This is a genomic window from Thauera linaloolentis 47Lol = DSM 12138 (assembly GCF_000310205.1).
In the GTDB taxonomy this organism is placed as follows: domain Bacteria; phylum Pseudomonadota; class Gammaproteobacteria; order Burkholderiales; family Rhodocyclaceae; genus Thauera; species Thauera linaloolentis.
In genome coordinates, this window is the sequence record NZ_AMXE01000044.1 from 24485 (window position 1) to 31063 (window position 6579).

Annotated in this window: 9 protein-coding genes and 1 pseudogene; 8 read left to right on the plus strand and 2 right to left on the minus strand. The window is 53.8% G+C overall.

The window, feature by feature from the left end:
* Positions 1-32: 32 nt before the first annotated feature.
* Positions 33-1067: an integron integrase gene (locus C666_RS11945; RefSeq protein WP_425427287.1), complete on the minus strand. Its 1035-nt coding sequence runs from the start codon at positions 1065-1067 to the stop codon at positions 33-35.
* Positions 1068-1314: 247 nt separating this feature from the next.
* Between C666_RS11945 and C666_RS11950 the strand changes: the two genes are divergently transcribed.
* The 8 genes from C666_RS11950 (at position 1315) to C666_RS20500 (ending at position 5947) form a co-directional block, all read left to right on the plus strand.
* Positions 1315-1626, plus strand: coding sequence for an effector-associated constant component EACC1 (locus C666_RS11950; RefSeq protein WP_004339138.1), 312 nt, complete (start codon positions 1315-1317; stop codon positions 1624-1626).
* 96 nt (positions 1627-1722) lie between these two features.
* Positions 1723-2352: a hypothetical protein gene (locus C666_RS20490; RefSeq protein WP_154666153.1), complete on the plus strand. Its 630-nt coding sequence runs from the start codon at positions 1723-1725 to the stop codon at positions 2350-2352.
* 103 nt (positions 2353-2455) lie between these two features.
* The gene (locus C666_RS19825) at positions 2456-3259 is read left to right on the plus strand and encodes an NYN domain-containing protein (protein WP_004339140.1); all 804 of its coding nucleotides are present in this window, start codon (positions 2456-2458) and stop codon (positions 3257-3259) included.
* A 222-nt stretch (positions 3260-3481) separates the two neighbouring features.
* Entirely contained in the window at positions 3482-3793 is a 312-nt protein-coding gene (locus C666_RS20495) for a hypothetical protein (RefSeq protein ID WP_154666152.1), read from the plus strand.
* Positions 3794-3835: 42 nt separating this feature from the next.
* On the plus strand, positions 3836-4279 hold the full coding sequence (locus tag C666_RS19830) for an Imm50 family immunity protein (RefSeq protein ID WP_081593437.1): 444 nt from the start codon (positions 3836-3838) through the stop codon (positions 4277-4279).
* Positions 4280-4336: 57 nt separating this feature from the next.
* Positions 4337-4927, plus strand: a complete 591-nt coding sequence (locus C666_RS19835; RefSeq protein ID WP_081593438.1) for a uracil-DNA glycosylase family protein — start codon at positions 4337-4339, stop codon at positions 4925-4927.
* A gap of 3 nt (positions 4928-4930) precedes the next feature.
* Positions 4931-5584, plus strand: coding sequence for a Vat family streptogramin A O-acetyltransferase (locus tag C666_RS19840; RefSeq protein WP_370701730.1), 654 nt, complete (start codon positions 4931-4933; stop codon positions 5582-5584).
* A 57-nt stretch (positions 5585-5641) separates the two neighbouring features.
* The gene (locus C666_RS20500) at positions 5642-5947 is read left to right on the plus strand and encodes a hypothetical protein (RefSeq protein WP_154666151.1); all 306 of its coding nucleotides are present in this window, start codon (positions 5642-5644) and stop codon (positions 5945-5947) included.
* A 23-nt stretch (positions 5948-5970) separates the two neighbouring features.
* Here C666_RS20500 and C666_RS11955 read toward each other — a convergent pair.
* Positions 5971-6579, minus strand: a pseudogene (locus tag C666_RS11955) (IS110 family RNA-guided transposase); the annotation flags it as partial.

The following is a 6579-nucleotide window of genomic DNA, read 5'->3' on the forward strand; positions in this document are numbered from 1 at the left end:
CTGACGCGACAAGGGCCGACAAGTGATTCGACTCAAACTCTATCGAGCGGACTCACCACGCCCACCCCACCCCGATTGAGTACATGGGTGTAGATCATCGTCGTCTTCACGTCGGCATGCCCAAGCAGTTCTTGTACCGTACGGATGTCGTAACCGCCTTCCAGCAGATGGGTTGCGAAGGAATGGCGCAAGGTATGCGGACTAACCGGCTTGACGATCCCCGCAAGCGCTGCTGCACACTTCACCGCCCGCTGCACCCGCCTTTCATCCAAGTGATGGCGCCGCACCGCACCCGAGCGCGGATCGGCGGAAAACCCATCTGCCGGAAACACATACTGCCAGCCCAGGGACCGAGCCGCTTCCGGATATTTCACCGCCAACGCATTGGGCAGCCACACCTCGCCTCTACCGGCCAGCAGATCGGCCCGATGCAGCGCCGTCACCAGCACCACCTGCGCGTGCAGAGGCTCCATCAGCCTGACGGGCAGCACCGTCACCCTGTCCTTGCCGCCCTTGCCATCGCGCACCATGATCCGGCCCTGAGAAAAGTCGACGTCCTTCACGCGCAACCGCAACCCCTCCAGCAGACGCATCCCTGTTCCATACAGCAGGCGGACCACCAGTTCCATGCTAACATCATCCACCGCCCCCAGCAGGCGCCCCATTTCCTCCACCGACAAGACGGACGGCAAACGCGCCGGGCGTTTCGCCCGCGTCACTTCATCCAGCCACGGCAAAGGCTGTTCCAGCACCTCCCGATACAGGAACAGGATTGCTGCCAAGGCCTGCGACTGCGTCGCCGCGCTCACATCCCGCTCCACCGCCAAGGCCGTCAAAAATGCCTCTACCTCCGCCTTGCCCATGTCACGCGGATGGCTCTTGCCGTGGTAGATGATGTATCGTCTGATCCATCCGACGTATGCCTGTTCGGTACGCAGGCTGTAGTGCTTGAGACGGATGCGGTCACGTACGACATCGAGCAGCCGTGGCGCAGGCGGGAGTGACGTGTTAAACATGATAGACGACAATATGACGTTAAGATTTTTTAATCTTACGAGAGAAATCAAGATGATGCGAGGGGGTGTTGCGGACGTTTCGATGCCGGATAATATCCTTACGCCGACATTTGTCGTCCACTAAACGTTAGGTGTTTCGCATGTTTTCTGCAGCTCGAATTCAACCTTTCCGAACAGCAGCATCTGGAATGCAATTTCAAGAAACTTTCCGCACACAACAACCCGCCGCCACGACGGTTCGTAAAGCGAGATAAAGGTCATGTCATCCCTTCCTGTCCATGTGTTTAAAGATAGTTCCGTGTCCTTCACGGAAGCCCTCAAAGAAAACGGCATTGAGTTCAGCCGCCGCATCCAGTTGGCCGAAGGCCCCATGGCGGCCGGTTGGATCGTTGATGTTTTCTCCGCTCTGAAAGACCCCGCCCCTTGGGCGGCTCTTGCGGCTGCTCTTGTCGCGTGGCTCAGGGCAAAGGCTAGCCGTAAGGTCATCGTCACCACCAAAGAAAACGAAGTCATCCACACCGAAGGAATGTCCGTCGCCGACACCATCAAGGTTCTGGAGCGCGCCAAGAGTATGGCTGTCATCGAGATTCCGCCGAAAGACAACCCCTAACATGGCGCTCAACCTCGCTCCTTTCAGTCGCTGGACGCTGCGCGATAAAGCCGCGCAGCGCCGGTTAGCTCTACGTTATGCACTTTCGAGGCCCCTATGACTTTCATTGAAATTTCACAGGACGGAGCAGGGCTTTCCCTTTACACCGATGCATCACAAGTTGGCTTCTACACAGAGGATGTAGCCACTTGTATCGCCTATGCGTTTTTGGGCGAGGGTGGATTGCTGGCGGTTCACGACAGCGGTCAACTTTCGCTACAAAGCTTTCGCACGCAAGTGGCCCAGATCGGGCCGGTTCGTCGGGTGATCTGCGCGCAAAACAAATCCCAGGAACGGAGCATCCAGACCAAAGCACATCAAGAGCGCAGAAATCGGCTGCTAAATTTAATCCAGTTCAAGAAGAAAGTTGAAAAAGTTGACCTGCCCGACGGTGCCATTTTTCTGACAAATGATGGGTTTAGTTTGAACGAGTCGGTATCTGGCGTTACTCGAATTCCAGATAAAGAACGCAGGCTAATGATTAATACCTTGAATAATTTGTTCTCGCCAACTAACTCGCAGTTGCTACCCATCGACGTTCAGTACAAAAATGGGAGCTACACCCCAAGCCCAAACTTTCTCTTAAGCCCAGAAGAAATGAAGGCTCGCGCCGATCATGAGCAACGCCGTGGCGACAGTGACTATTGGTTCTTCCTGAACAGAGGGCGGGATCTAGGTCTTCTATAAAGTAATGCATAACACTACGCTCAACCCTGCTCCCTTCGGTCGCTGGACGCTGCGCGTCAAAGCCGCGCAGCGCCGGTTAGCTTCACGTTAGAGGGCTTTAATCATGGTCAGTCCCAAACTGATAGCAAAAATAGAATCTGAGGAGCCAACGACCAGATTTGCAGTTCTTATTGATGCGGATAACGCACAAGCAGCCGTCATTGAAGGCTTACTTGCTGAAGTTGCAAAATTCGGTGAGGCCACCGTCAAGCGTATTTATGGAGACTTCACCGCTCCGACCAGTGCGTCTTGGAAAAAAGTTCTTCAAAAGCATGCCATTAAGCCCATGCAGCAGTTTGCATATACCACGGGCAAAAATTCAACAGACAGTACCCTCATTATTGATGCAATGGATTTGCTCTACACGCGTAAATTTGATGGTTTCTGCCTTGTCACAAGTGATAGTGATTTCACCGGCCTAGCCATGCGCCTCCGCGAAGAGGGATTGACAGTTCTTGGATTTGGCGAGCAAAAAACGCCTGAAGCATTCAGGAACGCTTGCCACAAATTTATCCTAACTGAAATACTTAGGCCAACCATCCAACCAGAAACACCTTCACAAGCAACGAAAGCTGTGTCTTCTGTCCCGTCAAAAGATGCAGAACAAACTGTAAAGCCAATTGAGTTCCCAATAAGATTCGTGCTGGAAGCACTCGAGCACTCATCAGATGAATCTGGTTGGGCGCATCTCGGCACATTCGGCAGCTACCTAACTAAGCTACAACCGGACTTTGATTCAAGACGGTTTGGCTTCAAAAAGCTTTCAGATCTGGTTCGTGCAAAAACTGATGTCTTTGCAACAGAGGAACGTGCGTTGCCCGGCCAAGAGCAAAAGTCACTTTATGTTCGCGCAAAGAGCGCCCTCTAACAATTCATTCAAGCCGACGCCGCTTCGCGGCGCGGCTTAATTCAAGCGTTAGCCATCGTGCCGAATCTCTCATCTACTGCCACGGTCGCTGAGTACTTCCGACTGGGTCTGATAATCGGACTGTTGTCGCCAGATCAAGCGATTGCATGGGCCGATACCCAGATTCAAGCTGAAGACGCGCCTTCCTCGGAGATCATTGATGTCTCTTGGAGCAAGGGCCTCATGTCAACGATTGATGCTCTCGCAGCAGTGCCGGGTGAGCGGTGCAAACCGACGGCTGGGCGCTGGCTTCTCGGACTTCTCCGGCAGCACGTGCCTGCGGAGGCCGCCGATCTGCAATTGGCTGCGCAGCGCGCAATGCAGATTGCAAGACACGCGGATCTTGGCGACGAAACCTACTATCGGTTTGACATGATCGACGATGAACTCATGCTGGCAAGAACGCAGGTCTACGGCACCGTCGAAGAATGCCGTGCCAATTTTTTGGCCGAGCTTGCCGAGTACGAACCGCTGGAGGTCGGGTGCAATGGCTAACTGGTCATTGGCCGCCCGCTGAACTTCAACGTTAGGCCTTCTATGACGGTACCGACTCATCGGATTGAAAACGCAGAGGCAGTTACGTCGCTCTTCGGCTACTGGCCGTCGTTCCATGACGCGGAGGTTCTGGAGTTGGCGTTGAACCGCGACGGTGCAAGCGGAGGCCGCGTCTCCCTCGTTGCTCGCGTGCACGTTTTTGAGATGACTAACCAAGTCAAGACTGACGGCTATTTTCTTTGCCACAAGCACTCGCTCGTCACTCTGGAATTTGAAGGTGTGGACGAGGTAGTAATTGAGGGGTTCAACCACCAGAATGCGCTTTCCGAGTTATCCATTGCGGAAAAAGAACTTAACGGACAACTTGCAGTAGCTTTTGAGGGTGCATTCGGTGTTGATGCATCGCTTGTTTGTCGCGCGGTACGAGTGGTTTCCATCGTTCATGGCATTCCTCCGGGAAGCGTGTACTCCCGTGAGAAGGCCTAACAATTCATTCAAGCCGACGCCGCTTCGCGGCGCGGCTTAATTCAGGCGTTAGCCGTTATGCCGTCAAGTTACATAGGTCACTGCATTAGCTGTAGCTGTCCGTATACTGGCGCTGAACACCTTTCCTGCGCAGAGCGAAGTATCCGGTCTCAGCCAATACCGCTTGAAAACAATGGCAGCAGTATCCTTCTTGTTTTTCAGTCACCTGGCGCAGACGAATGGAAAAACGGAAAACCAATTTCGAGCAGCAACCCACGATCCGCAGCAATGAAACTCAAATCGGCACTTGAAACTATTGGACTAGATCGAGAATCTTTCGACATAGCCAATGTAGTGCAGTGTTTTCCTGGGAAGAAAGAGCCAAGGGGAACAGGTGCACCACGGGACAAAAATCCTGTATACGCCGCAGTTTCAGCATGTTCAAAGTGGTTACACCATGACATAAGGACTGGTCAGTACGAGCGTGTTGTCGTATTTGGTTGTCCCGCGAAGCGTGCATTGCATCGATTAGGTTACAAAAATGACTCCCGTTTTGTTTACGTTCGTCATCCATCCGCTTCGGGCGTTTCCATCTCTCAGTTGGCTGAAAATTTGGCTAACCCATCGTTCCAGCCGACCGCCTCGGCGGCGGCTGAACTCAAACGTTAGACATTGGAGAAACACTTGCGCGGCCCCAATCCAGAAACCAAACACCCGATGGATGGATTTCCACAGGTATGTTTTATCAAAAACACTGTACAGAACCCAAGCATCATCATTGGTGATTACACATACTACGACGATCCAGATGATTCAGAGAACTTCGAGCGCAATGTTCTCTATCATTTCCCGTTCATTGGGGACAAGCTTGTCATCGGCAAGTTTTGCGCCATAGCTCGCGGGGTCAGATTCATCATGAATGGCGCCAATCACAAGCTCTCCGGAATATCCACATACCCATTCCAAATTTTCGGAAGCGGTTGGGAAAAAGTCATGCCAGCCCCTGGCGATCTGCCCTTCAAGGGTGACACCATCATTGGAAATGATGTCTGGATAGGTTACGAGGCACTCATAATGCCCGGAATCAAGATTGGCAATGGAACCATAGTGTCTTCGCGTTCTGTAGTCACATCCGATGTTCCGCCGTACACCATAGTTGGCGGAAACCCAGCCAAGCCCCTCAAACAGCGCTTCGAGGCAGAAGTTGTGGCACTGCTCAATGAAATTGCGTGGTGGGATTGGCCCATTGAAAAAATCACGCAGTATTTGGATAAGATTGTGTGGGGCGACGTTGAAGCTTTGCGGAGGTGCGCAGCCAATGTCTAACAATTCATTCAAGCCGACGCCGCTTCGCGGCGCGGCTTAATTCAGGCGTTAGAGCTTATGCACCCAATATTGCCAAAGCTTACCGAGGCCATCGTTCGAACGATCTCCGAACGCGAAGCCGCTGGCGACATCGTCGTAACGGTACCGCCGATCGCGCTTGCAGATCACATCAGTGAGGCTGTGCGAGAAGTATTTACGGGCAATCTGTTATCGCCGAGCGAAATTCTCTCAGTTGTCGTATTGCTCACTGAGGCGGCGGCTGATAACAAGTTTTACGACTGGGAAATGCCAACGAAGGTTGGGCTGACTGCAACTGAGGTACAACAACTTGCCGAACGTCTACGTTCTGTCACCGCGCTCTAACATGGCGCTCAACCTCGCAACCCCGCCTTCCAGTAGCCTCGCCGTTGCTGCAAAGCCATCGCCCAGCGACTCAATGTGTCGGTCTTGTTCTTCGCTGCCGCCAACACGGCTCGCGCCCCCATGACCAGCAAACTGCGCAAGTAGGGATCGCCGGCCTTGGTGATGCGGCCCAATCGGGCCTTGCCGCCCGAACTGTACTGGCCGGGCACCAGGCCGAGCCAGGCGGCGAACTGCCGACCGCAGTCGAAGTCATGACCGTTGCCGATCATGGCGACCAGGCAGGTAGCGGTGGTTTCCCCCACACCGTTCAGGCGGGTCAGGCGTTGAGCGCGACTGTCCTGGCGGGCAATGTGTCGGATATGTTGGTCATAGTGCGCAATCCGTTCATCGAGTCGGCCGATCTCGCTGAGCAGATCACCGATGACCGTATTGGCCCAGCCGGGCAACTCTTCCAGACATTCGCCCGCGCGTCGGCGCACGGTAGCTGCCTTGAGCGGCAACACAATGCCGAACTCGGCCAACAAGCCTCGGATGCGATTGAGTGTAGCGGTGCGTTGTTCTGACCTGCCCCCCATAGGACGTACCGGTTGAAGGTTAGTAGAGTCCGTTTTCAGCAGGAAGAACGGACATGA